Below are 25,767 nucleotides of genomic sequence, written 5' to 3' on the forward strand. Positions count from 1 at the left end.
GTACGTCCACAGTCTCGAAGGAAGGTTGCCGAGACCCTAGGGTGGCGACGTGGGATCAGAGGAAAACCTTAAGGATCGTCTTGCTGGTGAGGCACTGGGAGCGCTCGTCCCAGGTACCAGCACGATCGGCGAGAAGGCGGCTGGACTAGTTCGCCAAGAGTGGGCTCGGCTTACATCGCGAGCTCTGAAGGTCGCCGAGGAGCACTCAGGCCTGACGCGCGAGGAGTTCACGGATTGGGTCGAGGCGGAGCCTCGCGCCGTTCCGCTTTACATGAAAGTCTTGTGGGCTGCCGGGATGAATGGTCATGACGCCACTCTGCGGGCCATGGGTGCCGTGCTCGGTGAGGCCGCCAACGCGACCGCGCGCAAGGACGAAGAGGGTTTCACTCGCGCTGAGTTGGCGCTGCAGGCGATGACCGACCTCGGCCCCCTGCACTTCAGGGTGCTGGCTGTGCTTGCCGATAGCGTCGTCGTCACCGAGCAGGACGGCGGCGACAACCTCGGACAGTTTGTGGCGGAGTACGTGGCCACGAAGGCGGCGATGTCGGAGGTCGTGGTTGAGCACTGCCTGTTGAACCTCGCGAACAGTGGACTAACCAAGCTGACATCCGTCCTTGGGGGTAACGCTTATCCCCTCACGGACCTTGGGCGCGCGGTCCTGAGAGCCGCCGAAGAAGTTGTCTGATCCGTGGTGGCTAGGAGCACGAGAGCCGTGTCTTGGCTTCCGCGAGCGGCCCGTGAGCCGATTCGCGAAAGCAATCGCGTCGAGCAAGCTTGCGAGAGCCTCGCCCTCGTGCCTTCTTCGTGGTTCTGCCCCGCCGGCTCTGGCTGCACGCCACCGCTAGCACACTGTCTGACTCGGCACGAGTCCAGTCGTCGTTCCCAGCCGACCACCGCGCACAATGTGCACCAGATACACACACCGCACGACAGCGACCGACTACGATAAGCAGCGACAAGCAAGAAAGCGCAGGTCAGAGGCACTTTCTGCTGGTCAGGGGCCAAGTCCGAAGGGGGTTCAAATCCCCCCTCGCGCACGTGATGAAGGCCCCGGACGAGAGTCCGGGGCCTTCTGCTTTCCCGTTCCGCGACGCCGGGCGGTGGGACGGGCTCTAGGGTCAGCGACGTGAGCAACGAGGAGACCCGCAGCGACGCCGCGCAGGACCGAGGCAAGCAGGACGGGCGCAGCGGGTTCGACCGGTTCGTGGAGGCGGCGTACTTCCAGGTGAGCCGGGCGCCGTTCTTCGGCCTGTGCCTGCTGATCGTCGTGGCCTGGGCGGTGAGCTTCCCGCTGTTCCCGGACGCCAAGTCCTGGCAGGTGGTCATCCACACCGTGTCGAGCGTGCTCTCGCTGATGCTGCTGGTGCTGCTCGAGAACGCCGGCCGGCGCAGCGAGGAGGCCGCGCAGGAGAAGCTGAACGTGATCGCCGAGGCCCTCTCGGACCTGATGTCGTCGCGGGCCCAGCAGGACCCCACCCTCGAGGAGTCGGTACGCCGGCTGCGCGACGCCGTGGGTCTCGAAGAACGACACTGAGACTTCTCGGCCCGCCGATGTCGAGAACGTCGGGACGGCTCCGTCCCTGGGGTGAGGACACCGACGACGGGGTCCCGGATCGAAGGAGACCGAGATGGCGAAGTACCTGCTGCTGAAGCACTACCGCGGCAACCCGACCCCGCACCCCGACGCGACGGTGCTGATGGACCGGTGGACGCCCGAGGAGATCGACGCGCACATCGCGTTCATGAACCACGTGGCCGACACCTTCCGCGAGCGCGGCGAGTTCGTCGACGCGCAGGCGCTCTCGCCCGAGGGCACCTTCGTGCGCTTCGGCGGGGAGGGGCGGCCGCCGGTGACCGACGGGCCGTTCGCGGAGACCAAGGACCTGATCGCCGGCTGGATGGTCATCGACGTCGACAGCGTCGAGCGGGCCCACGAGGCCGCGGCGTTCCTCTCCTCCGCCCCCGGCCAGGGCGGTCGGCCGCTGCACGAGTGGATCGAGGTCCGGCCCTTCCTCGACCACGACCCCTGCACCGTCACGGAGTGAGCATGGACGACCTGCTGCGGGACCTGGCGCCGCAGGTCCTGGGCGTCCTCGTCCGTCGCGGGGCCGACTTCGCGACGGCCGAGGACGCCGTGCAGGAGGCCCTCCTCGAGGCGGTACGACGCTGGCCCGACGACCCGCCCGCGGACCCGAGGGCGTGGCTGGTGACGGTCGCGTGGCGGCGGTTCCTGGACGCGGCGCGGTCGGACGCGGCCCGTCGTACCCGGGAGGAACGGGTGTCCGACGAGCCCGCGGCGGGGCCCGCGGAGGAGCACGACGACACCCTGCTGCTGCTCTTCTGGTGCTGCCACCCGGCGCTCAGCCCGGCCTCGGCGGTCGCGCTGACCCTGCGCGCGGTCGGCGGGCTGACCACGGCGCAGGTGGCGTCGGCGTACCTGGTGCCGGAGGCGACCATGGCCCAGCGGATCAGCCGCGCCAAGCGCACCGTGGCCGCGGAGGGGGTCGGGACCCCGGGGGACCTGCGGTGGGTGCTGGCGGTGCTCTACCTGATGTTCAACGAGGGGTACGCCGGCTCGGTGGACCTGGCCGCGGAGGCGATCCGGCTCACCCGGCCCCTGGCGCGGGCCAGCGCCGAGCCCGAGGTGGCGGGCCTGCTCGCGCTGATGCTGCTGCACCATGCCCGGCGGGCCGCCCGCTTCACCGCCGACGGGTCGCTGGTGCCACTGGCCGAGCAGGACCGCTCGCGCTGGGACACCGCGCTGGTCGCGGAGGGGGTCGAGGTCCTCCAGGCGGCGCTCGCGGTGGACCGGCTGGGCGAGTACCAGGCCCAGGCCGCCATCGCCGCGCTCCACTGCGACGCCCCGAGCGCCGCCGAGACCGACTGGCCCCAGGTCCTCGAGTGGTACGACGAGCTGCAGCGCCTGGTCGACTCTCCGGTCGTCGCGCTCAACCGGGCCGTCGCCGTCGGCGAGGTCGACGGCCCGCTGGCCGGGCTGCGCGCCCTGGAGCGCGTGCCGGCCGATCTGCCGCGCCGTACCGCCGTGGAGGCGTGGCTGCGCGAGCGGGCCGGCGAGTTCGTCGCCGCCCGCGAGCTCTACGTCCGGGCCGCCGACCAGGCCGCCAGCGTCGCCGAGCGGACCCACCTGACGCGGCAGGCGGCCAGGCTGGTGAGTTTCATCGGCTAGCCGACGAACCTCACGCCGGGACGACGAAGGTTCATCGTCCAGGGATGAGTTTCATCGGCTAGCCGATGAAACTCACACCGCGAGCTCCAGGACCTCCGGCCGGACCTGACCGGCGACGATCGCGGCGTAGGCGTCGAAGCACCGCTGGTCGCTGAGCCGCTGGCGTTGCCGCAGGATCCGCTCGGCGTGCTCCTCGCGCAGCTCGAAGGCGGCCTCCCAGCCGGCGGCGACCGAGGCGGCGTCGCGGTCGACCACCAGGCGGCGGTCGCCGACCATCGCCGCGGCGTCGCCGACGTCGGTGGTGACGGGGACGGCGCCGCAGGCCATGCCCTCAAGCAGCGAGAGCGGCGCGGCCTCGCCGTACGCGCTGGTGAGGACGACGAGGTCGGCGGCGTTGTAGAGGCGGGGCATGTCCTCGCGGATGCCGAGCAGGTGCACCTGGCGGTGGGCGCCGTCCCAGCGGCGCAGACCGGTCGTGAGCAGGTCGGTCAGGTCGCGGTTGTCGGGGGACATGCCGGCGCCGCAGAGGACCAGGTGGGCGTCGGGGTAGCGGGCGGCGAGGACCGCGGCCGACCGCACGAAGAGGCCGACGTCCTTCATCGGGTCGAAGCGGGCCGCGAGCAGCACCACGGGGGCGTCGCCGACCACGCCGAGCTCCCGTCGTACGGCGCTGCGCTGGTCGGCGTCCGGGCGGAAGCGGTGCAGGTCGACGCCGTTCAGCACCACGGGCAGCTGCTCGAGGGGGATGCCGGTCGCGGCGTGGTAGGCCGCCTGGGTGGAGCGGGCGCAGCAGATCGCGGTCGTCACGACGCCGCGCTCGACCAGGGAGACGAGGGTCTCCAGGCCGGGGCCCTGGTGCTCGGGGTCGGAGCGGTGCAGGCAGGTGACCACGGGCCGGGTGACCTCCACCCGAGCCAGCGCGGCCAGCGGCTGCTCCTTGAGGGACAGCACCACGTCGGCGCCGGCCACCGCGCGCTCGAGGGAGGCGAGGTGGGCGGGGCGCAGCGGGTCCGCGGGCGCCCGCTGCAGGAGCGAGACGGGTACGCCGGCCGCGCGGAGCCGGCGGTAGCTCGCGTCCTCACGGGCCAGCTGGACCGTCGCCTCGCGGTGCACGCGGTCGCTGAGGCCGAGGACGGCGTGCCGCTGGCTGGTGGTCGCCTCGAGGCTGCGGACCACCGCAGTGTGCAGCATCCGGGCCCCGCCCGCGAAGAAGCCGTCGTACATCGACAGCACCCGGGGGCCGTCCTCGAGGAACGTCACCTTCTCCATGCGCGCGACCGTAGGAGCGGCCGGAGGCGGGCGCCGGGTGGATCAGGTGAGCGCCGGTCGACCGGACGGTGACATCTTGGTCGGCATGAGCGAGCAGACACCCGTGCGCCAGCTTCGGCTGGTCGTGGAGGCGACGGACTACGACGAGGCGCTGCGGTTCTTCCGCGACGTGCTCGGGCTGCCGGAGCAGGCGGCGTACCAGGGGGAGGGCGACGCGCGCGTCGCGATCCTCGACGCGGGCCGGGCCACCCTGGAGCTGGCCAACCCGGCGCAGACCCGGATGATCGACGACGTCGAGGTGGGCCGGCAGACCGGCGTACGGCTGCGGGTGGCCTTCGAGGTCGACGACGCCGAGGCCCGCACCGAGCGGCTGGTGGCCGGTGGCGCGGAGCTCGTCGCCCCGCCCGTCGAGACGCCGTGGCGCTCGCTCAACTCGCGCCTCGAAGCGCCGGCCGGACTGAGCGTGACGCTCTTCCAGGAGCTGGACGCTCAGACCCAGAAGGTGTCGTGGTGGGGCGCCGATCGCGTCTGCGCGGCTCCGGGTCGCTCAGCCGGCCTCGAGGACGCGTGAGAGGAACCGCCGGGTCCGCTCCTCCCGCGGGTCGGTGAGCACCTCGGCGCCGCCGCGCTCCGCGACCACGCCGCCGTCGAGGAAGAGCACCTGGTCGGCGACGTCGCGGGCGAAGCGGACCTCGTGGGTGACGATCAGCATCGTCCAGCCGTCGGCCGCCAGGTCGCGGACGACGGCCAGCACCTCGCCGACCAGCTCCGGGTCGAGCGCGGAGGTCGGCTCGTCGAGGAGCAGCACCTCCGGCTTCAGGGCGAGCGCCCGGGCGATGCCGACCCGCTGCTGCTGCCCGCCCGAGAGCTGGCTGGGGTAGGCGTCCTCGCGGCCGGCCAGGCCGACCCGCTCCAGGAGCTGCCGGGCGTCGGCGGTCGCCTCGTCGACCGGGCGGCCCTGCACCTGGACCGGCCCCTCGAGCAGGTTGCCGAGCGCGGTCTTGTGGGGGAAGAGGTGGTGGCTCTGGAAGACCATGCCGCTGCAGGCCCGCAGCGCGGCGATCTGTCGACGGCGCGCGGCCTTGTCGCGGGGGAGGTCGTCGAAGTCGACCGCCGCGTCGCCGATCCGGACCCGGCCGGCGTCCGGGGTCTCGAGCACGTTCAGCGAGCGGAGGATCGTCGTCTTGCCGGAGCCGGACGGGCCGAGCAGCACGGTCGCCGTACCCCGTTCGGCCGTGAAGTCGACGCCGCGCAGGACCGTCTGGTCGCCGAAGGACTTGGTGATGCCGTGCGCCTCCACGAGCGTCATACGGCGTACCTCCCGAGACGGCGCTCCAGCGGCTGCTGGGCGAGCGAGACCAGGTAGCAGATCACCCAGTAGTAGAGCGCGGCGAAGCAGTAGAGCGGCAGGTACTCGGTGCTCAGCGCCGCCGCGTCCTGCGCGGCTCGGAACAGCTCGGGCGCCAGCACCACCGAGGCGAGCGCGGTGTCCTTGATGAGCGAGAGCAGCGTGTTGCCGAGCGGGGGTACGGCGATCCGCGACGCCTGGGGCAGCACGATCCGGCGCATCGTCTGCCAGGAGTCCATGCCGATCGTGGTCGCCGCCTCGAACTGCCCGCGCGGCACCGAGAGGATCGAGGCCCGGATCACCTCGGCGGCGTACCCGGCGACGTTGAGGCTCAGCGCCAGGCAGGCCGCGGCGAAGCTCGGCAGCTTCAGGCCGACCTGCCCGAGTCCGTAGAAGACGATGAACAGCTGCACCAGCAGCGGGGTGCCGCGGATCAGCGAGACGTAGGCCCGGGCCGGCCAGTCGAGGAGCCGTACGCCGGAGAGCCTCGCGAGCGCGAGGGCCAGCGCCAGGGCCAGGCCGGCGACGAAGCTGATCACGGTCAGCGGGATGGTGCCGACCAGCGCCCCGCGGAGCATCGGCCAGGCCGCGTCCCGGACGACGTCCCAGCGGCTCCGTCCGCTGTCGGAGCCGGCGACGTCGAGGTCGGCGTCGTTCTCGACGGAGACGTCGGCGCCGAAGTAGTCCTCGGAGATCTCGGCGAGCGTGCCGTCGGCGGCCAGCTCCCGCAGGGCGGCGTCGGCCTCGTCGCGCAGCGCCTCGTCGCCCTGGCGGAAGACCAGCGCCTGCCGGCTGACCTCCTCGCCCGCATCGCCGGCGATCTTGATCTCGTCGCTGCCGGTGGAGGCCAGGTAGTCGAGCACCGCGATGTTGTCGTTGACGATCGCGTCGACCCGGCCCTGGACCAGCAGCTCCGCGGCCGGCCCGAACCCCTCGACCGACTGCACGTCGGCCCCGGCGTCGCGGGCGACCTGGGCCCAGTTGCTGGTCTCCGACTGGGCGGTGGTGCGCCCCTTCAGATCGGCGAGCGAGGTGATGTCGTCGGTGTCGCTCGCGGTCACGATCACGCCGCGGGAGAACGTGTAGGGCTGCGTGAAGAGGTAGCGGGCCTCGCGCTCGTCGTTGATCGTCACCTGGTTGGCGATCACGTCGATCCGCTCGGCGTCCAGGGCCGGGAAGAGCGCGTCGAAGGTGCCCTGGGTGAATCGCAGGTCCCAGCCGGCCCTCTCGCCGACCGCCTTCATCACCTCGATGTCGTAGCCGGTCAGCTCGTCGGTCTCGGGGTCGGTGAACGTGAACGGCGGGTAGGTGCCCTCGGTGCCGACCCGGACCACCCGGCGCTCGCCATCGGCCGCGGCCCGGTCCTGCCCCGCGGCCTGCACGGGTACGGCGCCGACCGCCGTCAGCAGCGCGGTCGCGACCAGGAGCAGCAGCAGCCGGACGGCGGAGGGTGGACGGGACACCTGGACGTCGTACCCATCTGGACCTTTGCGCCAACCGTCATCGCCCCGAAACAGTCCGCGGCTACCCTCATCCGAACAGGTGGTCCGGCCGCATCGCCAACGGGGGGCGACGCCGGGGGGACGGTCACCTCAACCTCGGTCTCGCACGCCCTCGACCCGGAGCAGATGCCCCATGCCTCACACCCGCGCCCGCGCCGGTCGCGCCAGCCACGACGCCGGGATCGACAGCCTCTTCGAGTTCCTCCTGGCCCGGGTCGGGGAGTCGGTCAGCGAGGCGTCGCTGCGCGGCGACGGTCCGGCGGAGCGGTTCTCGCGGCAGAGCCTGTCGATCCTCGAGAGCATGCGGAGCGACCTCGCCGAGGAGCCACGGCGGGCCGACGAGGTCGCGCGGTTCCTCTACCGGATGTCCGCGGCGTACGTCGACCACCCCGACTACCGCAGCTACTGGACGCTCTTCAGCGCTCCCTGATCCACCAGCCGGCGCCGCAGCGCCTGGCGCGCCCGGTGGTAGCGGCTGCGGACCGTGGCCGGTCGCCTGCCGAGCACCGCCGCCGCGTCGACCAGCGAGAACCCGTCCCAGTGCACGAGCCGGACGATCTCGCGGTCGAGGGGCCGCAGGGTGAGGAGCGCGTCGTGCAGCGCAGCCGTGGCGTCACCGTCGCCGTCGGGGTTCGGGACGCTCAGCTCGTCGCGGAGCCGGTCCGTGAGCGCCGCGCGGCGCCGGAGGGTACGGCGATGGGTGGCGAGCACCTTGCGGGCGACGCCGAAGGCCCACCGCCGGGCCGCCTCCGGCTCCTCGGGTACGGCGTCCGCCCGCCGCCAGAGCACGACCAGCGTCTCGGACAGCAGGTCGGCGGCGTCCTCGACGGGGCGCACCCGTCGGGTGAAGTAGGCCAGCAGGTCGGGGAGCTCACGCTCGATCACCTGCTCGACGTGGGTCGTCACGGGAGCCCGTCGACGCAGCTGGCGCCGTACCCGGCGAAGGTCGGCCGGCGTCCGTCGGGCAGGTCGTCACTCAGCGTGGGGACGACGGTGACGGCGAACGCGAGGAGGTGGTCGTGAGCCGTGTCGGGCAGCACCTCGTCCTCGGTCCGGGGAGCGGGGCCGCCGGCCGTCCCGGTGACCTCACGCTGCTGGTCGGTCGTCCAGGCCCGGTCGGCCACGGCCCGGTCGAGTCGCTCGAGGTCGGCCGCGTCGACGTCGGTGAACTCCAGGAAGACCAGGCAGCGCCGCTGCGTGCCGTCGGGCTCGACGAAGTCCAGCGGGATGGGATGCTCCAACCGCTGCATCCCCGCCGGCAGGGTCTGGAACGGCGGGATGCTGAGCTGGTAGGCCGCGAGGGTGGTGCCGGCCGACAGGAGTACGGCGGCGCCCAGGCCCACGGCCGCGAGCCGCAGCCGGCGTGAGGGGCGACGGTGAGGACGCTGGGTCGGGCGCAGGTCGCCGGCCAGGCCGCGGGCGGCCGCGACGGCCCGCTCGGACGGCTCGGGGCCGCGCGCCCGCTGCAGCAGGTGGTCGAGATCGTGGTCCAGCACGGGGTGCCTCCTCGGGGGTCACAGCATCTCGTGGCCGGACCCGCTCCGAACGTTGCACTCAGATCGCGGCCAGCACCGCCGGGTCCTCGCAGGCGCGGGCGAAGGCGGCGATCCGGGCGCGGATCTCTCGGCCGAGCAGCGCCCGTCCGACCCGGTCGGCGACGGGGGAGAGCCAGGCCGGGCGGCCGGCCCAGGTGTACTTCCAGACCGCGCGGGTGCCGGCGACGCCGTCCCGCTCCTCGGGGGTGAACCGCCAGCCGCCGCCGAAGGACGCGAAGAACCAGGGCCCCTGCTCCATCGTCATGCCCACCGACGTCGGCGGGCGGTAGGAGACGTAGCGGCTGACCATCGACGGCCCGACCCGGGCGCGGGTGAAGGTGTGCACGTCCTTGCCTGGCCGCTCGGCGTCGATGAGCCGCTGGTGCCGGATGAACGGGTCCCAGGAGAGCCGGACCTCGCCGGTGGTCTGGGACACGGCGAAGGCCGTCTCCGGCGGGACCGGCACCCAGATCTCGGCTGTCACCTGCGGCATGGAAGGAGCCTGCCCCGCCCATCCTGTGGGGAACCCCGCCGAGTCAGCACTACTGGTGCTGACTCGGCCCGCAACTGCTGCTGACTCGGCGATGCCGGGGTCAGGTGGGGGGTCAGGGGAGGTCTAGGTGGCGGGTGAGGAACTGGTTGTGGAAGGTGCCCTCCGGGTCGAGACGGGCGGCGAGGGCGCGGAAGTCGTCGAAGCGGGGGTAGAGCGGGCGGAGGTCGGCGGCGGGGGCGACGAAGCACTTGCCCCAGTGCGGGCGGGCGCCGAGGGGGAGCAGGGCCGCCTCGATCGCGGGCAGCACGCCGTACACGCCGGGGACGTCGCGCAGCCAGGTGAAGTGCAGGGCGACGACGTCGACGCCGTACGCCGGGCTGAGCCAGAGCGGGTCGGCGGCGACGGTGCGGACCTCGGCGACCTGGAGCAGCGGCGCGAAGGAGGGGGCCAGGCTCAGCAGAGCCGACACGGCGGCGGGGGCGTGGGTGCGCGGGACGAGGTACTCGCTCTGCAGCTCCTCCCCGCGGCTGGGCGTGAAGGCCATCCGGAAGTGCGGCAGCCGCTCGTGCCACGGCCCGATCACGCCGCCCTGCTCGGTCACCGCGGCGGTGTCGGCGCCGAGGAGCATGTGCAGGGTGCCGGTCGCCGCGGCGGCGCCGTACAGGGTCGGCGGCGGCTCGGTGCCGCGGCTCTTCACCCACACCTGCGCGACCCGGCCGCTGGCCCAGTCGGTGAACAGGCTGACGCTCGAGCCGGTCGCGGTCAGCGCGTCCAGGTTCGCGAGCGCGACGTCCCAGGGCAGGTCGACGTACAGGTCCTGGCGGACGTCGTACGACGGCTCGACGTCGAGCGTGACGTGGGTGGTCACGCCGAGGGCGCCCAGCGCCACGACCGAGCCGTCGAAGTCGACGTCGCCCCGCCGGACGGACCGGAGGGCGCCGGTCGCGTCGACGTACTCGAGGCCGGCGACGGCCGCCGCCAGCGACCTGGTCCGGTCGCCGGAGCCGTGCGTGCCGGTGGCGACCGCGCCGGCGACCGAGATGTGCGGCAGCGAGGCCATCGTCGCGAGCGCCCAGCCTTCGGCGTGCAGCCGCTCGGCCAGCCGGCCGTACGTCGTCCCGCCGCTGACCCGCACCTGCCGGCGCGACGGGTCGACCTCGACCGTCTCCGGCAGCGCGTCGGTCGCCACCAGGTCGCCGGGCGTGTCGGCGACGTCCGTGAACGAGTGCCGCGACCCGAGCGCGTGCACCTGCTCCGCACCCGCGACCACGGTGGCCAGCTCGTCGACCGAGGTCGGCCGGTGGACCCGGGCGGCGGCGTAGGGGTGGTTCCCGGACCAGTTCGTCAGCACCCGCACATCCTCCTGGTTACCTGGTGGCATGGCGATCACCGACCTCCTCGATGCGGCGCTGGACCGCTCCGTCGTCCTCGGCTACACCTCGCTCGGCTCCCGGCTGCGCCGCCGCTGGTGGCCGGCCGACCCCGCCCCCGGCTCGCTCGCCGGCAAGCGGGTGCTGGTCACCGGGGCCACGTCGGGGATCGGCGAGGCGATGGCCGGCTCGTTCGCCCGGCTCGGCGCGACCGTGCACGTGCTCGGGCGCAACGCCGACAAGCTCGCCGGCGTGGCCCGCGAGCTGCGGCTGGAGCACCCGAACGCCACGATCGTCGAGGAGGTCTGCGACGTCGGTGACCTGGACGCCGTCCGGGACTGGGGCGAGGCGTTCGCCGACCGGGTGCCAGGGCTGGACGGGCTGGTCCACAACGCCGGCACGATGACCGACACCCGCACCGAGAGCCCGCAGGGCCACGAGCTGCAGCTCGCCGTGCACGTGCTCGGGCCGCACCTGATGACGGAGCTGCTGCTGCCGGCGCTGACCGCCGCGCGGGGGATCGTGGTGTGGATGTCGACCGGCGGCATGTACGGCGCCGCGCTGCCCGACGGCGAGGACGCGATCGAGTACCGCGACGGGACCTACCGCGGCGTCTCGGCGTACGCGCGGACCAAGCGGATGCAGGTGGTGCTGGCCGACGCCTGGGCCCGGCGGTACGACGGCACCGACGTCCGCGTCGAGAGCATGCACCCCGGCTGGGTCGAGACGCCCGGCGTGGCCACCCACCTGCCGCGCTTCCGCTCGCTCACCAGGCCGCTGCTGCGGACCGCCGAGGACGGCGCCGACACGGCCGTCTGGCTGGTCGCCACCCGACCGCCCTCCGAGCCCGGCCACTTATGGCACGACCGCGCCCAGCGCCCCACGACCTTCGGCTGGCAGCGCGACCAGGACCCGGCCGCGGTCGCCCGGTTCCTCGACTACGTCGCGATCAGCACCGAGACGCCGCCCGACTGGGACTGACGCCCGAGATGCCGACAGGGCCGGCCCCCGCGAGGGGACCGGCCCTGTCTCAGGGAGGTACGGCGTCAGCTGACGCGGATCCTCCGGACCCGGTCCTGACGGACCAGCTTGCGGAACTTCTTCTTGATGGTGACCCGCACCCGCTCGGTGTGCCCGCCGACCACCCGGTAGCGCGCCGAGCCGATCACGACCCGCTTCGCCCGGGCGTAGCGCTGCGGCACGACGGCCGTCAGCCTCACCGTGCCGGTGCAGACCCCGGTGCCCTGACAGGCCACCCGGACGTTGGCGCCCCGCCCGGCCGAGCCGACCTGGAAGGCCTTCACGACCGAGGACGGCGCGACCGGGATCGGGACCGGCGTCGGGGTGGGCGTCGGGATGGGCGTCGGGGTCACGCTGCCGGCGGCCCGGGCCACGGTGACCGTCGCCGAGCTGGTGTCGTTCGACGCGTCCGCGTCGTACGTCGTGGTCGCCACGCCGGCCGTGTTGACCACGGTCAGCACCTGGTCGAGCGCCTTGCTGGTCCGGACCGCCACGCACTCGAGGTCGAGCAGCACGTCGACGTCGCCGCCGGTCGTGTTGAGCAGGCGGAAGTCCCGGTTGACCGGCTGCGGGGAGGTGCCGAGCAGCACCACGCCCGCGGGCAGGTCGTAGGTGGCCGTGATGCCCTTGTAGAGCGTCGGGCAGCCGACCCGCTCGACGCTCTCGCCGGGCACGAGCGTCACCGTGCGCTTCACGTGCTGGAGGTCCAGCGCGTGCAGGTGCGTCGGCGAGCCGGCCAGGCCGGTCCGCGCCCGCAGGGTCCGCAGGCTCAGGTCGACCGTGGCCGGGGCCAGGACGTCGACCGTCAGCCTCCAGCCCCCGGAGACCGGCTCGGCGCCGACCAGCCGGGCCTGGCCGCTGAGGACCTGGATGCCCGGCGCCACGCCGCGCGTGCCGCCCGCGACCGGGATCGTGAACGACTGGCGACCGACCGGCAGGGCGGTCGGCGTGCCGAGGGACAGGACCGTCGGCGCGCTCACCTCGATGGTGTGGGCGTGGCCCTCGACCGACGTGGTCTCGGCCGCGAGGCAGGTGCCGAACAGCTTCAGCTGCGCCTGGCCGCTGGTGCCGTTCGCGACGACGAACCGGTAGCTGCCGAGGCCGGTCGAGCGGGCCTCGCGGACGACGACGTCGGTCTTGGCGCCGGCGCCCTGGTCGACGCTCATCACCTCGACCGAGCCGTCGGTCATGGTCGCGCCGCCGGTGCAGGACAGGTCCTGCGTCCGGGTCTCGCCGGCCTGCAGCGAGACCGACTGCTCGACCTTCGACACCTCGACCTGGTGGTCGTGGCTGTCGTCGGCCGGGACCGGCGGGGTGCCCTTGGCCTTGGCCCTGATCGTCACCGTCTGCGACGCGCCCGGGGCCAGCGCCCCGAACGAGCAGTTGACCGTGCCGGCGGCCTCGGTGCAGGTCGGCGCCCCCGGGGTGACCGACACGAAGGTGAGGTCGTCCGGGATCGGGTCGGTCAGCGTGACGGCGGTCGCGGTGGACGGACCGGCGTTGCGGGCCACCAGCGTGTAGGTGACGACGTCACCGCCGTGGAACTCGGTGCCGTTCGCCGTCTTGACCACCGACACGTCCGAGACCGGGGTGACCGGGGTGGTCACCTCGCTGTGGTTGTTCGCCGGGGCGGTGTCCGGCGTCGTGGTCGTGACGTCGGCGGCGTTGGTGGCCGCGGCCGTGCGGGCCGGGTCGACCAGCACGGTCACCTCGACCGTCCGGGTCGCGCCCGGGGCGAGCGTGCCGTACGAGCAGGTGATCACCTGCCCGACGACCGAGCACCGGTCCGGGTCGTCGGTCTCCACCAGCGTCAGGTACGACGGCAGCGTGTCGGTGAGCACCGAGGCCCGCGCGTCCGACGGCCCGACGTTGGTGGTGGTGAGCGTGTAGACGAGCTGCTCACCGGCCCGCACCGAGGTCTTCGACGCGGTCTTGACGACCTTCAGGTCGGTCCGGGTCCCGACCACCAGCGAGCCGGTGTCGGTCTTGTCGGTCGGCACCTCGTCGGCGTGCGTGGACGCCGTGTTGGTGAGGGTGGTGCCGGTGTCGACGTCCGCGCCGACGCGGGCGACGACCGTGAAGGTCGCGGTGGCGCCCGGCGCCAGGCTGCCGATCGTCCAGTCGATCGTCTGGCCCGAGGCGGTCCCGGACGGCGAGCTGCTGACATAGGTCAGCCCCGTCGGGAGCACGTCGCGGAGCACGGTGCCGTGGGCGGTGGCGTGGGCGTCGGTGTTCTTCACCTTGATCGTGAAGGTCGCGTCCTCGCCGGCCGTCGCGGCGCCGTTGTCGGGCGTCTTGACGATGGTGAGCTCCGGCTTCGCCACGGTCAGGGTGACCGTGTCCTGCGGGCCGGCGTACTCGCGCCACGGGTTGTCGCTGTCGCCGGTGCGCTCGGCGCCCGAGGCGCCGTAGTAGCGCGGGATGGCGGCGGTGTTGACGACCTGGTCGCCGGAGGCGAGCTGGGCGCCCGGCTTGACCTTCGCCGTGTAGGTGAGGGTCACCGTGGCGCCCGGCGCGATGCCGCCCGGGATCAGCCAGGCCAGGTCCGGGTCGCCCGCGGTCCAGCCGTCGGTGCTCCGGGAGGCGCCGTCGACGAGCGTGACGTCGACCAGCTCGCTGTCGGGCTGGTCGGTGACGACGACGTCGTACGCCGGCCAGGTGCCGGTGTTCTTGATCGCCACCGAGTACGTCACCAGGTCGTTGCCCTCGACGTACGGCCCGCGGTCGGCGGACTTGTCGAGGGTGAGGACCGGCTCCCGGACGGCGGTGGTGGCCGAGGCCGGCCCGACCGTGTCGGAGTACGACGACGCGACCGCGCCGGGGTTGGCGGGCAGGACGTCGGTGCGGTTGGTCCGCACCCGCGCGGTGTTGGTGAGCGACACCGGCGCGGTGACGGCGCCACCGGCCCGCTTGGTCGCGAGCACGTGGCCGGTCAGGACCAGGGTGTAGGTGCGCTTCTGCGGCGCCGCGGCGAGGTCGCCGAGGAACCAGGCGGCCTGCTGGGTCGCGCCCGCCGTCGTCACCGGGAAGGTGCTGACGGCCGGGTCGGTGCCGGGGCAGCCCGAGGTGCAGGTGATCGCGCCGTACCCGTCGACGGCCAGGCCGTCGGGGACGCCGTCGACCACGGTGGTGTCGAGGTAGCGGACCCCGGCCGGGATCTCGACCCCGACCGTCCAGGTCACGTTGCTGCCGATCGTGGCGGTCGCCGGGTCCACGGTCTTGGTGACGGTGGGCAGCACGACCTTCAGCGTGTCGGAGGCGGTGGCGGCGTAGTCACCGGCTGTGGAGGCCGTCGACGATGAGGTGCGCGCGCCCGGGATGCTGCCCAGGCTGCGGGCGGTCTCGGCCACGTTGTTGGTGTACGTCGTGCCACCGATCGGCGGCGACTCGACCTGGACGTCGTAGGTGAGCGCCTTCGAGGCCCCGGGGGCGATGGACGCGACCGTCCAGGTGATCGTGCGCGCGGCCGCGTTCCACACGCCGCCGTCGTGGATCGTCACCGGGTCGGTGCCGAGCGGCAGGGTGTCGACGACCACCACGTCGTGGGCGGTCGAGACGTTCGTCGCCGACGAGTTCGAGGCGGTGACGGTGAACGTCTTCACCTCGGCGGCGGTGACCGTCGCGGACCCGGCGTGGGTCTTGGTGACCGCGATCTTGGGCTCCACGATCGTGGTGCTGACCGAGCCGGCCCGGGTGCGGGACTGCCCGTCCTGGTCGGTGTAGGCCAGCGTCGCGGTGTTCCCGAGCGAGGCGCTGCGGACGTTGGCGGCGACGTCGAGCACAGTCGCCTGGAAGGTCACGACGAGGACGCCGTCGGCCGTGGTGGGCTGGTACGGCGTCGGCAGCGTGGCCCGGACCGTGTTCGCCGGCGACTCGCTGACCCCGCCGAAGGCAACGCCGTCGAGGGTGCAGCCGTTCACGCAGAGGCTGCCGGGGACCAGGGTCTGCCGGGAGCCGAGCGGGTCGGTGACCGTGGCGCCGTACACCGTGGTGTTGCGCGGGATGGTGGTGGTGACCGTGTAGGTCACGACCTCGCCGATGGTCGCCTGGCCGGCGCCGTTGCCGGACTCCGTCACCGAGGTGGTGCGGGTCTTGGCGACGCCGGCATCCGGGGTGTGGATCTGCTCGGTGGCCTCCGCAGCGGGCATGTTCGGCGTCGGGAGGGCCGGGTCCTTGACGACCGGGTTGTTCGGCACCAGCTGGTACGTCGTGCCGTGGTTGGTCGTGTAGCCGTACTCCACGACGCCGACCCGGTTGGTGTAGGTGATGCCCGGGCTGACGCCGGCCGGGACGGTCAGCGTGTAGGTCACGTTCTTCGTGGCCCCGGCGGCGACGTCGAGCCCGGTCCAGGTGATCCGCCCGCCGGCGCACGTGCCGCCGTCGGAGACCGCGCTGATCGCGGCGCAGGTGAGGCCGGACGGGAGCACGTCCCAGACCCGGGCGTCCTCGGCGCGGGCGGCGCCGGTGTTCTGCACGCCGACCGTGTAGTGGACGGCCTGGCCGGCCTCGACGGCCTCGTCGTCGGCGGCCTTGGTGACGCCGACCTCGGGGAGCTTCAGGGCGAAGTCGACCTTGTCGCGCAGCGTGAACGCCTGGCCCGCGGTGTTCTGGTACGAGAACTTCTGCAGGTTGCCGTCGACGTCACCGGAGTGGTGGCCGAGCGGCGAGCCGACGGTGGTCTTGAGGGTGACCTCGAAGACCTGGCCCCCGGTGTCGACGTCGGTGTCGCCGGCGCCGATCTTCCAGCTCAGCCGGCCCGCGGTGTCGTCGGCGGTGTCGTCGAACGCCCCGACCGGGACGTCGTTGTTGACCGTCTTCTTCCAGCTGCCCGGCACGTAGCTGAGCGTGTCCGGCAGCACGTCGAAGACGTCCTGGCTGTAGGTGTCCAGGTTGGTCGGGAAGACCAGCCGCAGCTTCCAGCAGACGAAGTCGCCCGGGCCGTAGACCGGCACGGTCTTGCCGTAGCTCGCGGCCACGAGGTCGTCGCAGTCACCGCTCGCGGGGTACGTCGCCGCGACCTGCTTGAGGATGGACGGGCCCTCGGCGGCCTTGCCGGACTGGGAGACGTCGTAGTCGAGCTCGCCGTCGGTCTCGTCGTGGTCGATCTTGGTGCCGGAGCTGGCGCACGTGGGGTCGGCGGGCGCGCAGCGCACCCAGTCGACGCCCTCGGTGGCGATGTTGTTGGTGACCGCGTCCTTCGACAGCACCGGGGTGCTGTCGGCGAAGCCGGACTGGTAGTTGGCGCGGGTGCGCGTCCAGAAGGTCAGCTGGCGGGTGCCGCTCGGGGCGATCCGCGCGAGGGACGGGAAGGTGCTCTCGTCCCAGACGACGGCGAAGGTGCCGTTCGACTGCTCGTCGACCGAGGTGTAGGGCTGGCTCGGCAGCTTGCCCGCGGTCGAGGCGCACTCGGCGTCGCTCGCGCTGTTGCCGGTCGTCAGGTTGGCGGTGCCGAGCGGGCACAGGCCGTTGGGGACGGTGTCGCGGATGACGACGTGGTCGACGTAGCGGTACTCCGAGACCTGCAGGTCGACCGTCCACTTGGTCAGGTCGCCCTGCTCGAGCCCGTTGTTGTCGTTCGACTTCTGGATCGCGATGTCCTCGGCGGTACGCAGCAGGGTGCCCTCGTCGGACACGGTGCGCGGGCCGTTGACCGGCGACTGGTAGGTGCCGGCGGCGATCGCGCCGTTCAGCAGCGGCTGCTCGTCGTACGTCTCGGGGCCGGTGTTGTTGTCGAGGTTCGCGGTCTGGGCGCCGGTGGTGGCGGGGGTCGCGCCGGGCCAGGTGACCGTGTTCTCGCGGATCGGGATGGCGGCGGCGTACCTGATCTTCTTCACGCCGTTGGCGGCGAAGCCGCCGAGGTGGGTCCAGCGGACGTGCGTGTAGACGCCGGCGGGGAGCGGGCCGGAGCCGTCGGGGTCGGTGTCGACCGTCTCGACCAGGACCGGGTCCACGCAGTCGGTGGTCGGCGCGGTGACGACGATCGGGCCGGAGCCGGCGTACTCCTGCGTGGCGCTGTGGTCGGCCTGGCCGGCGCAGCCCAGGAACTCCAGGCCGGCGGGCAGGTAGTCGTCGACCGTGACCCCGGTCGTCGGGTTCACCTTGTTGTTCGTCACCGTCAGCGTGTAGACGGTCTGGTGGTCGTGCACGCCGCGCGGGATCTCGCCCTCGGGGTGCGGCTCGTCCTTGACGATCTCGACCGCGGTGAGCTGGGTGGTCGTCGACTTCTCGGCGTACCCGCTGTAGGAGTCGGCGCCGGTCTGCGGAACGCCGAGGGCGCTGAAGTCGGCCTCGTCGCGGGGGTCGGTGGAGAGGTAGGCGCCCATGTCGACGGCGATCGGGTCGCCGACGTCGAAGCGGGGGGCGGCGACCCCGGTGTCGCGGTAGGCGATCGCGAAGGCCAGCGTGTGGCTGGCGTTGGCGACCAGGTCGTAGGTGTTCGGCCAGATCAGCGTGGTCTTACCGCTGGTCGGCGCGTTCGCGATCACCGTCGGCTCGCCGGCCTCGGACCCGGCCGAGCCGCCGACGTACGACGTGCCGGCGGGCAGCACGAACCGGTAGGCCAGGTTGTAGCCCTTCGGTGCGCCCGCGGGCAGCGAGGCGGTCAGCGACACCGGGACGGTGTTGCCGTAGAGCACCTCGGCGGCCGGACCGCCGCTCAGCTGCAGGTCCGGCGTACCGGCGGCCTGCGCGGGCGCGGCGCCGAGCACCGCTGCGGTGACGGCGAGCATGCCGCTCACCACCGCCGTGATGACCAGTTGCGTCAACAGCCTGATGGCGCGCGTGCGCGCAGCAATAGAACGACTCATCGTCGAAGGGCCCCCCAGCCACTTGCAGGTCCTGCTCGTCGACCACGCCGAGTCGTGGTGCTCGGTGCCTGACGGGCACGAGCCTCCCGATGCTCCCAGCCCGCCTGGGCCATGGGCAATGGCCCGGACGGGTCATCGAGGGGTGAAGGCCGGGGTGACCCGCATACTGCTCCCATGTCCTCGTCGATGTCCTCGTCGACCCCGGAGCGCCGCGCGGGCGGAGGCGGTCGGCTCGGCCTGCTGCTGGTCGCGGTCGTGCTGCTGATGGTCAACCTGCCGCTGGCACACAGCACCTGGCTGCGCTGGCAGCTCGAGCGCTCCGGCGTGGAGGTGACGGCCCGGGTGGTCGCCGACACCGTCCAGGACGGCCGCTCGTACGTCGGCTTCGAGCTGCCCGACGACGTCGCCGGCGAGCAGCTGGACGACGACGACCGCGGCTGGACGGTCGAGGTCACCGAGGACGTCCGCGAGCAGGCGGTGGCGGCCGGCGAGATCGAGGTCCGCGTGCTGCCCGAGCGGCCGTCGTCGTACTCCGTGGAGGGGGAGGTGCGCGGGTCGGGCGCGCTGGTGGTGACGCTGGTCGCCGACCTGCTGCTGCTGGCCGGCGGGCTGCTGCTGTGGCGCTACCGGCAGCGGATCCGGCCGGAGCTGCGGCTGGTGGCCCACGGCGACGTCGAGCGCTGCCCGCCCGGCGCGGTGCTGGATCGCCTTGAGGGCGACGAGTACGTCGTCGCCGGCGAGGTCGAGTCGATCGCCGATGACCGGGTGGTGCTGCAGGTCGCCGGACGCCGCGTCGTCGTGGAGCTCGCCGGGCACCACAACCCCGTCGGCCACCAGCAGAGCGCGCGGGTGCGCGGCCGGATGGTCGGCTGAGCGGGACCTCCCGCCCCGGTCAGGCCACCGCTGGCAGACTTGTCACATGTCAGGAAACGCGGGGCCGGCGACGCTGGCCGACTTCGACGCTCGCTCCATCGACGGCCAGGAGATCGACCTGGCGTCGTACGACGGGCAGGTGGTGCTGGTCGTCAACACCGCCTCCCAGTGCGGCTTCACGCCGCAGTACCAGGGCCTCCAGGCGCTGCACGACCAGTACGCCGAGCGCGGCTTCGCCGTACTCGGCTTCCCGTGCGACCAGTTCGGCCACCAGGAGCCGGGCACCGACGAGGAGATCTCGGGCTTCTGCGAGCGCAACTTCGGCGTGACGTTCCCGCTGTTCTCGAAGATCGACGTGAACGGCGACGACGCGCACCCGCTCTTCCAGTGGCTGCGCTCCGAGAAGGGCGGCGTCCTCGGCGACCGGATCAAGTGGAACTTCACCAAGTTCCTGATCGGCCGCGACGGCACCGTGATCAAGCGCTACGCCTCGACCACCAAGCCCGAGAAGATCGCCTCCGACATCGAGAAGGCCCTCGCCGGGTAACAGCCGGGCATGACCCGGTTCAGTGCGAAGACCTCGGCGGAGGCGGTCGTGGCCGCCCCGCGCCAGCAGATCTGGGACGTCCTGGTGGACCCCGACAAGATCGCGGCGCTCACGCCGTTCCTGAAGCGGGTGACCGCCGACGGCGAGCACTGGCGCTGGGAGATGTCCGGCCTCGACGTCCTCGGTGTGAAGGTCGCGCCCGCGTTCACCGAGCGGATGGTCTTCGACGACCTCGAGCGGATCGAGTTCCACCACGACCCGCCGGCCGGGGAGAAGGAGCGCTCCGGCGTCGAGGGCTGGTACGACCTCTCCGACGCCCCTGACGGCGGCACCCACCTGGCCACCAGCCTGGAGATCACCCTCGACCTCCCGCTGCCCAAGCTCTCCTCGCCCGCCGTCGTCGCGACCATGAAGGGCGTCATCGGCCAGATGGGCGACCGGTTCTCGGCGAACCTGCTGCGGGAGCTGGGGATCGGATAGTCCCTGACGTCCTGCAGCGGTCAGGCCGGCAGGACGTCAGGGACTATCGCTCAGACCTGGACCGACTCGGTCTCGGACTGCTGGCCGTCGAGCGCGCCGTCGGCGTACGTCCGCAGGTACGGGCGGTCGAGCTTCTCGCCCTCGACGTCGACGTCCGGCAGGATCCGGTCGAGCCAGGCGGGGAGCCACCAGGCCTTCTCGCCCATCAGGTACATCAGGGCCGGGATCAGCGTCATCCGCACGATGAAGGCGTCGAAGAAGACCGCCACGGCGAGGGCGAAGCCGATCGAGCGGATGATCGGCTCGTCGATCAGGATGAAGGCGGAGAACACCGCGATCATGATCGCCGCGGCCGCGGTGACGACCCGGGCGCTGTTGCGGAAGCCGTCGACGACGGCCTCGCGGGTCGACATGCCGTGGACGTGGGCCTCGCGCATCCGGGTCACCAGGAAGACCTGGTAGTCCATCGCCAGGCCGAAGACCAGGCCGATCAGGAAGATCGGCATGAAGCTGACGATCGGCTGGCCCTCCATGATCCCGAAGGCGCCCTCCTGGAAGACCGCGACCGTCGCGCCCAGGGTGGCCAGCACCGTGAGCAGGAAGCCGAGCGTCGCCGTGAGCGGGATGAGGATCGAGCGGAAGACGATCATCAGCAGGATGAACGCCAGCCCGATGACCACGGCGAGGTAGATCGGCAGCGCGCCGCTCAGCCGCTCCGACACGTCGGTCGTGATGGCCGTCAGGCCGGTGATGCCGATGGTGGTCCCGGTCGCCGCCTCGATCTCGTCCTGCCCGTCGCGCAGCGCGGTGAGCAGGTCCTCGGTCGCGGTGTCCTCGGGTCCGGTGTCGGGCGTGATCATCACCCGGGCACCCGTGCCGTCCTCGTTGGTGCCGATCAGCTGGGCGTTCTGGACGTCGTCCTGGCCGGCCGCCCAGGCCACCACGTCGGCGTACGCCGTCATCCGGGTCTCCTCGTCCGGCAGGTCCCGGCCGTCGATGACCCCGATCATCGGCGCGTCCCGACCGGGGCCGAAGGACTCGGCGATCAGGTCGGACGCCTTGCGCTGCGTGGTCTCGGGAGAGGCCGTGCTGTCGGTCGGGAAGGCGAGGTGCAGACTGCTCAGCGGCAGGGCGAGGGCGCCGAGGGCGACGACCGTGAGGAGCACGGCGGTGATCGGCCGACGGCCGACCAGGCGCGCCCAGCGGACGCCGTTGTTCTTGACCAGGCCGTCGGTGTCGCGCTCGGGCTGGTAGCGGCGGACGGTGCCGGCGAAGGCGCGCTTCTTCAGCAGGCCCAGCACGGCCGGGAGCAGGGTCAGCGCGACCAGGACGGCGATCAGCACCGTGGCGCCGGCGGCGAGGCCCATGGAGGTGAGGAAGGGGATCCGGACCAGGGCCAGGGCCGAGAGGGCGATGAGCACGGTCAGGCCGGCGAACACGACCGCGGAGCCCGCCGTACCGACGGCGACGCCGACGGCCTCCTCGCGGTCGTCGGTGTGGTGCAGCTCGGTGCGGTAGCGGGCCAGGATGAACAGCGTGTAGTCGATCCCGACCGCGAGCCCGATCATCGTGGCGAGCATCGGGGTGGTCGAGCCGATGTCGAAGAACGCGGTGCTGGCGGTGATGCCGGTGATGCCGAGGCCGACGCCGAGCAGCGCGGTGACGATGGGCAGGCCCGCGGCCATCAGCGAGCCGAAGGTGAGGACGAGCACGAGCAGCGCGACGGCGATGCCGATCAGCTCGGAGGTGCCGCTGATCTCCATCATCCCGGCCGAGCCGGACCCGTTGGCCTCGACGACGAGGCCGTTCTCGCTCGCGGCGTCCATCGCCTTGCCGAGGTCGGTGATGGTCTCCGGCTCGACGTCGGCGACGGTCTCGACGTCGAAGTCCCAGGTGATCGTGCCGACCCGGCCGTCCTCGGAGAGCGGCGACAGCGCCTGCGCGTTCTCCCGGGCGGCAGCCACGTCGCCACCGGCCTGGGTAGCGGCGTCGACGATGGCCTGCTGCTGGTCGGCCGCGGCGGTGACCGGGTCGACCAGCGGGGTGTCGGGCATCTGCGGGAGGGCCTCGAGGTCGCTGATCAGGTCCTGGACCTGCCCGGCGTACTCCGGGTCGGCGAGGGTGCTGCCCTCGGGCGCGGCGACCACGACCTTCACCGACGCCTGGTCGAAGGCGTCGACGGCGCCCGGGAAGAGCTCGGCCTGCAGGTCCGCGGCCTTCTCCGACGGGATCCCCGGGATCGAGAAGGCGTCGGTCATCGGCTTGGACATGGTGCCCGCGAAGATGCCGACCGCGACGAACGCGACGAGCCACGCGGCGATGAAGAACGGCCAGCGGCGGTACGCCGTCTTGCCGAGTCGGTGGAGCAGGGTGGCCATGGGTGGTCTCCTGGAGGAAGAGGGAGGAAGCGGGTGGTCAGGCGAGCAGGGTGCGGGCGGTGCGGAGGTTCTCGTCGAAGAGCTCGTCGACCGGGCGGTCGTCGCCCGCCACGAACTGGGTCATGGCGCACTCGAAGATCGTCACCAGCAGCCGGATCAGCAGTCGGGCCTCGGTCGGGGTGATGCGGTCGCCCTCGCGCTCGAGGATCAGGTCGGTGAGCTGGCCGAGGACGGTCTCGAAGCGCTCGTGGGCGATCGGCAGCAGCCGGGGCTCGCCGATGATCACCCGCTTGGCCAGCTCGACGTCCTCACGGTCGACGTCGTGGGCGTCGAGGATCTCGTCGGCCAGGGCGGAGAGGTCGTCGATCAGGTGGCCCGTCGGGCCACCGGCGACGAAGACCCCGCAGGCCTCCTCCGACAGTGGCGGCACCGGCCCGAGGACGGCGTCGTTCTTGCTGGGGAAGTAGTTGAACAGGGTGCGCCGCGAGACCTCGGCGCGCTCCGCCAGCTCGTCCATGGTGAAGCCGTCGAGGCCGCGCTCCTGGGTGAGCTGCTGGGCGCAGCGGCTGATCCGCCGCTCCGTCCGCAGCCGCTTCACCTGACGGCTCGTTGCACTTTCGGTCACGGAGTGCATTCTTGCACTCTGATCCAAATAGTGCAAAATTGTGACGGCGGTCACCCGTACGGCGGTTCTGGTCGTTGTGGTCGGTCCCCGACTTGCCGGTAACCGACGACCGGGCGGAAAGTGTCCGGGTGTCCTCCCCGCGCACCGCCACCACGTCGTCGTACTCGATCACCATGCGGTTGCACACCGTCCCGGACCACGCGGTGGTCGGGGCGGTCGCGACGGCCATCGCCGCCCAGGGCGGGATCGTCACCGCCATCGACGTCACCGAGTCCAGCCACGTGCGCCTGGTCGTCGACGTGACGTGCTCGGCCTCGGACGCCGACCACGCGAAGGAGCTGGAGAAGGCGGTCGACGCGATCGAGGGCGTCGAGGTCTACCGGACCTCCGACCGGACCTTCCTGCTCCACATCGGCGGCAAGATCGAGGTCTCCTCCAAGGTCCCGCTGCGCAACCGCGACGACCTGTCGATGGCCTACACCCCGGGTGTCGGGCGGGTGTCGAAGGCGCTGGCCGAGAACCCCGAGGACGTGCGTCGGCTGACCATCAAGGGCAACTCGGTCGCGGTCGTGACCGACGGCTCCGCGGTCCTCGGCCTCGGCAACATCGGCCCCGGTGCGGCGCTGCCGGTGATGGAGGGCAAGGCGGCGCTGTTCAAGCGGTTCGCCGACATCGACGCCTGGCCGATCTGCCTCGACACCCAGGACACCGACGAGATCGTCCGCGCGGTCGAGCTCATCGCCCCCGGCTTCGGCGGCATCAACCTGGAGGACATCGCCGCGCCCCGCTGCTTCGAGATCGAGCGCCGGCTGCGCGAGTCCCTCGACATCCCCGTCTTCCACGACGACCAGCACGGCACCGCCATCGTGGTCCTGGCTGCGCTGACCAACGCCCTGCGCGTGGTCGGCAAGCAGCTGAGCGAGGTCCGCCTCGTCGTCTCCGGCGCCGGCGCTGCCGGTACGGCGATCGTGACGCTGCTGCTGGCCGCGGGCGTCCAGGACGTCGTGGTCTTCGACCGCCTCGGCTGCCTGGTCCCCGACCTCGAGGGCCTCTCGCCGGCCCAGGTCGAGCTGGCCCGGGCGACCAACCCGCGCGGCGTGACCGGCGACCTGCGTACGGCGCTCGCCGGCGCCGACGTGTTCATCGGCGTCTCCGCCCCCGGCGTGCTGCAGGCCGAGTGGATCCAGGACATGGCCACCGACCCGGTCGTCTTCGCGCTGGCCAACCCCGACCCGGAGGTCGACCCCGCCGAGGCCGGCAAGTACGCCGCCGTGGTGGCCTCGGGCCGCTCGGACTACCCCAACCAGATCAACAACGTGCTGGCCTTCCCGGGCGTGTTCCGGGGCCTGCTCGACGCCCGCGCCACCGACGTGTCCATCGAGATGCTGCTGCGCGCGGCCGAGGCGATCGCCCTCGTCGTCACCGACGACGAGCTGAACGCGTCCTTCATCATCCCGACGGTCTTCCACCCGGACGTGCCGAAGGCGGTCGCCGCCGCCATCCGCGGCGACCGGTAGCGGGCCGGCTCGGGGTCAGCTCGTCGCGTAGAGGGCCGCGCCGACCACGCCGGCCTTGTTGCGCAGCGTCGCCGGGACGATCTCGGTGTCGAGGTCGAGCAGCGGCAGGAACTCGTCGGCGCGCTTGCTGATGCCGCCGCCGACGACGATCAGGTCGGGGGAGAACAGCTTCTCCAGGGTGCGGTAGTAGCGGGTCAGCCGCTTCGCCCAGTGCTCCATGCTCAGGCCCTCGGCCTCGCGGGCGCTGTTGGCCGCCCGGGACTCGGCGTCGTGACCGTCGACCTCGAGGTGGCCGAGCTCGGCGTTCGGCACCAGGACGCCCTCGTGCACGAGGGCCGAGCCGATGCCGGTGCCGAGGGTGGTCACGATGACCAGGCCGCCCCGGCCCGCGGCGGCGCCGTACCGCACCTCGGCGAGGCCGGCCGCGTCGGCGTCGTTGACGACGTGGACGTCGCGGCCGGTGGCCTTCGTGAACAGGGCGTCGGCGTCGGTGCCGAGCCAGGCCTTGTCGATGTTGGCGGCCGAGCTGACGACACCGTGGCGGACCACGCCGGGCACCGTGACGCCGACCGGCCCGGTCGAGTCCGGGAACGCCGCGAGCAGCTCGACGAACACCTCGGCGACCCGCTCCGGGGTCGAGGGGGTGGGGGTCTTGATCCGGAACCGCTCGGCCGCGAACTCTCCGGTCTCGAGGTCGACCGGGGCGCCCTTGATGCCGGTGCCGCCGAAGTCGATGCCGAACGGAAGGTGGGTCGTGGACATCCCACGACCCTAGGACACGCAGGACTCGCGGCCTCACGACCGGCCCATCAACCCC

At 72.4% G+C, this 25,767-nt stretch carries 22 protein-coding genes; 11 read left to right on the top strand and 11 right to left on the bottom strand.

Annotated elements, in window-relative coordinates; all coding sequences use genetic code 11:
- Window positions 1-49: 49 nt before the first annotated feature.
- The 4 genes from BLT76_RS25325 (at window position 50) to BLT76_RS05350 (ending at window position 3,187) form a co-directional block, all read left to right on the top strand.
- Window positions 50-685: a hypothetical protein gene (locus BLT76_RS25325; protein WP_139175426.1), complete on the top strand. Its 636-nt coding sequence runs from the start codon at window positions 50-52 to the stop codon at window positions 683-685.
- 441 nt (window positions 686-1,126) lie between these two features.
- Window positions 1,127-1,534, top strand: a complete 408-nt coding sequence (locus BLT76_RS05340; RefSeq protein ID WP_090851816.1) for a low affinity iron permease family protein — start codon at window positions 1,127-1,129, stop codon at window positions 1,532-1,534.
- Window positions 1,535-1,628: 94 nt separating this feature from the next.
- Window positions 1,629-2,045 (top strand): YciI family protein, encoded by a 417-nt coding sequence (locus BLT76_RS05345; RefSeq protein ID WP_090851819.1) that lies wholly within the window; start codon window positions 1,629-1,631, stop codon window positions 2,043-2,045.
- A 2-nt stretch (window positions 2,046-2,047) separates the two neighbouring features.
- Window positions 2,048-3,187 (top strand): RNA polymerase sigma factor, encoded by a 1,140-nt coding sequence (locus tag BLT76_RS05350; protein WP_090851821.1) that lies wholly within the window; start codon window positions 2,048-2,050, stop codon window positions 3,185-3,187.
- 72 nt (window positions 3,188-3,259) lie between these two features.
- Here BLT76_RS05350 and BLT76_RS05355 read toward each other — a convergent pair whose 3' ends face one another.
- Window positions 3,260-4,456 carry a glycosyltransferase gene (locus tag BLT76_RS05355; protein ID WP_090851825.1) on the bottom strand — a complete coding sequence of 399 codons (1,197 nt, stop codon included), beginning with the start codon at window positions 4,454-4,456 and terminating at the stop codon, window positions 3,260-3,262.
- Between the two features lie 85 nt (window positions 4,457-4,541).
- Between BLT76_RS05355 and BLT76_RS05360 the strand changes: the two genes are divergently transcribed.
- The gene (locus BLT76_RS05360) at window positions 4,542-5,027 is read left to right on the top strand and encodes a VOC family protein (protein ID WP_090852175.1); all 486 of its coding nucleotides are present in this window, start codon (window positions 4,542-4,544) and stop codon (window positions 5,025-5,027) included.
- Here the strand turns inward: BLT76_RS05360 and BLT76_RS05365 are convergent.
- Entirely contained in the window at window positions 5,004-5,765 is a 762-nt protein-coding gene (locus BLT76_RS05365; RefSeq protein ID WP_090851828.1) for an amino acid ABC transporter ATP-binding protein, read from the bottom strand. The two genes, BLT76_RS05360 and BLT76_RS05365, sit on opposite strands and share 24 nt — an antisense overlap.
- On the bottom strand, window positions 5,762-7,267 hold the full coding sequence (locus BLT76_RS05370; RefSeq protein WP_170866943.1) for an ABC transporter substrate-binding protein/permease: 1,506 nt from the start codon (window positions 7,265-7,267) through the stop codon (window positions 5,762-5,764). The genes BLT76_RS05365 and BLT76_RS05370 overlap by 4 nt, the downstream gene beginning before the upstream one ends.
- A gap of 172 nt (window positions 7,268-7,439) precedes the next feature.
- Between BLT76_RS05370 and BLT76_RS05375 the strand changes: the two genes are divergently transcribed.
- The gene (locus BLT76_RS05375) at window positions 7,440-7,736 is read left to right on the top strand and encodes a hypothetical protein (RefSeq protein ID WP_090851830.1); all 297 of its coding nucleotides are present in this window, start codon (window positions 7,440-7,442) and stop codon (window positions 7,734-7,736) included.
- Here the strand turns inward: BLT76_RS05375 and BLT76_RS05380 are convergent.
- The 4 genes from BLT76_RS05380 to BLT76_RS05395 all read right to left on the bottom strand — a co-directional run bounded on the left by BLT76_RS05380 (window position 7,709) and on the right by BLT76_RS05395 (window position 10,685).
- Window positions 7,709-8,212, bottom strand: a complete 504-nt coding sequence (locus tag BLT76_RS05380; protein WP_090851833.1) for an RNA polymerase sigma factor — start codon at window positions 8,210-8,212, stop codon at window positions 7,709-7,711. The genes BLT76_RS05375 and BLT76_RS05380 overlap by 28 nt on opposite strands.
- On the bottom strand, window positions 8,209-8,802 hold the full coding sequence (locus BLT76_RS05385) for a hypothetical protein (protein WP_090851836.1): 594 nt from the start codon (window positions 8,800-8,802) through the stop codon (window positions 8,209-8,211). The genes BLT76_RS05380 and BLT76_RS05385 overlap by 4 nt, the downstream gene beginning before the upstream one ends.
- Before the next feature lie 58 nt (window positions 8,803-8,860).
- Window positions 8,861-9,334 (bottom strand): SRPBCC family protein, encoded by a 474-nt coding sequence (locus tag BLT76_RS05390; RefSeq protein ID WP_090851839.1) that lies wholly within the window; start codon window positions 9,332-9,334, stop codon window positions 8,861-8,863.
- A gap of 112 nt (window positions 9,335-9,446) precedes the next feature.
- Window positions 9,447-10,685 (bottom strand): FAD-binding protein, encoded by a 1,239-nt coding sequence (locus BLT76_RS05395; protein ID WP_244509266.1) that lies wholly within the window; start codon window positions 10,683-10,685, stop codon window positions 9,447-9,449.
- A gap of 28 nt (window positions 10,686-10,713) precedes the next feature.
- Here BLT76_RS05395 and BLT76_RS05400 point away from each other — a divergent pair, with 28 nt between their 5' ends.
- The gene (locus BLT76_RS05400) at window positions 10,714-11,685 is read left to right on the top strand and encodes an SDR family NAD(P)-dependent oxidoreductase (protein WP_090851842.1); all 972 of its coding nucleotides are present in this window, start codon (window positions 10,714-10,716) and stop codon (window positions 11,683-11,685) included.
- Between the two features lie 65 nt (window positions 11,686-11,750).
- On the opposite strand, the gene BLT76_RS05405 is transcribed toward BLT76_RS05400, so the two are convergent.
- Window positions 11,751-18,488 (bottom strand): DUF11 domain-containing protein, encoded by a 6,738-nt coding sequence (locus BLT76_RS05405; protein WP_139175428.1) that lies wholly within the window; start codon window positions 18,486-18,488, stop codon window positions 11,751-11,753.
- A 216-nt stretch (window positions 18,489-18,704) separates the two neighbouring features.
- Between BLT76_RS05405 and BLT76_RS05410 the strand changes: the two genes are divergently transcribed.
- From BLT76_RS05410 to BLT76_RS05420, 3 genes are read left to right on the top strand one after another with little or no spacing between them, the layout of a single operon-like run.
- On the top strand, window positions 18,705-19,403 hold the full coding sequence (locus BLT76_RS05410) for a hypothetical protein (RefSeq protein WP_090851848.1): 699 nt from the start codon (window positions 18,705-18,707) through the stop codon (window positions 19,401-19,403).
- Window positions 19,404-19,449: 46 nt separating this feature from the next.
- The gene (locus BLT76_RS05415; RefSeq protein WP_090851851.1) at window positions 19,450-19,950 is read left to right on the top strand and encodes a glutathione peroxidase; all 501 of its coding nucleotides are present in this window, start codon (window positions 19,450-19,452) and stop codon (window positions 19,948-19,950) included.
- A gap of 9 nt (window positions 19,951-19,959) precedes the next feature.
- Complete coding sequence (locus tag BLT76_RS05420; protein ID WP_090851854.1) at window positions 19,960-20,430, top strand: SRPBCC family protein; 471 nt, start codon at window positions 19,960-19,962, stop codon at window positions 20,428-20,430.
- A gap of 50 nt (window positions 20,431-20,480) precedes the next feature.
- Here BLT76_RS05420 and BLT76_RS05425 read toward each other — a convergent pair whose 3' ends face one another.
- Both BLT76_RS05425 and BLT76_RS05430 read right to left on the bottom strand, forming a co-directional pair.
- A complete protein-coding gene (locus tag BLT76_RS05425; protein WP_090851857.1) occupies window positions 20,481-22,808 on the bottom strand; it encodes an MMPL family transporter in 2,328 nt (775 codons plus the stop codon).
- A gap of 37 nt (window positions 22,809-22,845) precedes the next feature.
- Window positions 22,846-23,406, bottom strand: a complete 561-nt coding sequence (locus tag BLT76_RS05430; protein WP_179714449.1) for a TetR/AcrR family transcriptional regulator — start codon at window positions 23,404-23,406, stop codon at window positions 22,846-22,848.
- Window positions 23,407-23,606: 200 nt separating this feature from the next.
- Here BLT76_RS05430 and BLT76_RS05435 point away from each other — a divergent pair, with 200 nt between their 5' ends.
- Window positions 23,607-24,950, top strand: a complete 1,344-nt coding sequence (locus BLT76_RS05435) for an NAD-dependent malic enzyme (RefSeq protein ID WP_090852182.1) — start codon at window positions 23,607-23,609, stop codon at window positions 24,948-24,950.
- Between the two features lie 15 nt (window positions 24,951-24,965).
- On the opposite strand, the gene ppgK is transcribed toward BLT76_RS05435, so the two are convergent.
- Window positions 24,966-25,712 (bottom strand): polyphosphate--glucose phosphotransferase, encoded by a 747-nt coding sequence (gene ppgK, locus BLT76_RS05440; RefSeq protein ID WP_090851863.1) that lies wholly within the window; start codon window positions 25,710-25,712, stop codon window positions 24,966-24,968.
- Window positions 25,713-25,767: the final 55 nt, after the last annotated feature.

The sequence above is a fragment of the Nocardioides lianchengensis genome (assembly GCF_900101465.1).
GTDB lineage: Bacteria > Actinomycetota > Actinomycetes > Propionibacteriales > Nocardioidaceae > Nocardioides > Nocardioides lianchengensis.

What these genes read in the sequence shown, in the direction of transcription:
- BLT76_RS05425 (WP_090851857.1), bottom strand. Translation starts at nt 22,808, where the DNA reads ATGGCCACCCTGCTCCACCGACTCGGCAAGACGGCGTACCGCCGCTGG.
- BLT76_RS05360 (WP_090852175.1), top strand. Translation starts at nt 4,542, where the DNA reads ATGAGCGAGCAGACACCCGTGCGCCAGCTTCGGCTGGTCGTGGAGGCG.
- BLT76_RS05375 (WP_090851830.1), top strand. Translation starts at nt 7,440, where the DNA reads ATGCCTCACACCCGCGCCCGCGCCGGTCGCGCCAGCCACGACGCCGGG.
- ppgK (WP_090851863.1), bottom strand. Translation starts at nt 25,712, where the DNA reads ATGTCCACGACCCACCTTCCGTTCGGCATCGACTTCGGCGGCACCGGC.
- BLT76_RS05365 (WP_090851828.1), bottom strand. Translation starts at nt 5,765, where the DNA reads ATGACGCTCGTGGAGGCGCACGGCATCACCAAGTCCTTCGGCGACCAG.
- BLT76_RS05410 (WP_090851848.1), top strand. Translation starts at nt 18,705, where the DNA reads ATGTCCTCGTCGATGTCCTCGTCGACCCCGGAGCGCCGCGCGGGCGGA.
- BLT76_RS05435 (WP_090852182.1), top strand. Translation starts at nt 23,607, where the DNA reads ATGCGGTTGCACACCGTCCCGGACCACGCGGTGGTCGGGGCGGTCGCG.
- BLT76_RS05390 (WP_090851839.1), bottom strand. Translation starts at nt 9,334, where the DNA reads ATGCCGCAGGTGACAGCCGAGATCTGGGTGCCGGTCCCGCCGGAGACG.
- BLT76_RS05345 (WP_090851819.1), top strand. Translation starts at nt 1,629, where the DNA reads ATGGCGAAGTACCTGCTGCTGAAGCACTACCGCGGCAACCCGACCCCG.
- BLT76_RS05355 (WP_090851825.1), bottom strand. Translation starts at nt 4,456, where the DNA reads ATGGAGAAGGTGACGTTCCTCGAGGACGGCCCCCGGGTGCTGTCGATG.
- BLT76_RS05415 (WP_090851851.1), top strand. Translation starts at nt 19,450, where the DNA reads ATGTCAGGAAACGCGGGGCCGGCGACGCTGGCCGACTTCGACGCTCGC.
- BLT76_RS05420 (WP_090851854.1), top strand. Translation starts at nt 19,960, where the DNA reads ATGACCCGGTTCAGTGCGAAGACCTCGGCGGAGGCGGTCGTGGCCGCC.
- BLT76_RS05350 (WP_090851821.1), top strand. Translation starts at nt 2,048, where the DNA reads ATGGACGACCTGCTGCGGGACCTGGCGCCGCAGGTCCTGGGCGTCCTC.
- BLT76_RS05400 (WP_090851842.1), top strand. Translation starts at nt 10,714, where the DNA reads ATGGCGATCACCGACCTCCTCGATGCGGCGCTGGACCGCTCCGTCGTC.